This window comes from Porphyromonas canoris (assembly GCF_000765975.1).
Classification (GTDB): domain Bacteria; phylum Bacteroidota; class Bacteroidia; order Bacteroidales; family Porphyromonadaceae; genus Porphyromonas_A; species Porphyromonas_A canoris.
This window is the reverse complement of sequence record NZ_JQZX01000001.1, coordinates 1-704: the sequence shown is the minus strand read 5'-3', so window position 1 is coordinate 704 and position 704 is coordinate 1. Positions and strand designations below refer to the sequence as shown.

Below are 704 nucleotides of genomic sequence, written 5' to 3'. Positions count from 1 at the left end.
CCCCACAGCTTTTCGCAGCTTATCACGTCCTTCATCGCCTCTTAGAGCCAAGGCATCCACCGTCTGCCCTTCTTTTGCTTATATTTTTTTTGCTCTCGCATATCATACCAATTACGGTACAATACGGCTATTGTAGTTTTATATCATCCCATACTTGAGTACAGGACAATCCTACTATATTCTTCTCTTCCAATATGTCTATGATCTCTTTGTTTTGTGGAGAATGACGGATTCGAATTTTGTGGAGAATGACGGATTCGAACCGTCGACCCCCTGCGTGCAAGGCAGGTGCTCTAGCCAGCTGAGCTAATCCCCCTTAAGAGTTTGTTGCCTTGTTGTTGTCCCTCCAATCCCGCCGGTTGAAGTTCTTTCGTAGTCCCAGGCAGATTTGAACTGCCGACCTCTACATTATCAGTGTAGCGCTCTAACCAACTGAGCTATAGGACTGGATAGCAGATCGTACTCCGTACAGACTCACGCCACTTATTTCGATCCCTCTCATACGGACCGAATGATATATTGTACTATTGAATACATTCTCAACAAGCAGACAGGGTACATTACCCTTCATACCCAAGTAATAGTTGTCTGTCCTTTATATAAACAACAGACCGGAATACTTCGCTCCAGAAAGGAGGTGTTCCAGCCGCACCTTCCGGTACGGCTACCTTGTTACGACTTAGCCCCAGTTACCGGTATTACCC

Annotated in this window: 2 tRNA genes and 2 rRNA genes; all 4 read right to left on the bottom strand. The window is 45.9% G+C overall.

The annotated features are described in order from the left end of the window. Positions 1 to 83, bottom strand: a 23S ribosomal RNA gene (locus HQ29_RS00020); the annotation flags it as partial. A 159-nt stretch (positions 84 to 242) separates the two neighbouring features. Further along, a tRNA-Ala gene (locus tag HQ29_RS00015) sits at positions 243 to 316 on the bottom strand. A 57-nt stretch (positions 317 to 373) separates the two neighbouring features. Beyond that, positions 374 to 447: transfer RNA gene (locus HQ29_RS00010), tRNA-Ile, on the bottom strand. A 183-nt stretch (positions 448 to 630) separates the two neighbouring features. Beyond that, positions 631 to 704: ribosomal RNA gene (locus tag HQ29_RS00005) — 16S ribosomal RNA — on the bottom strand; the annotation flags it as partial.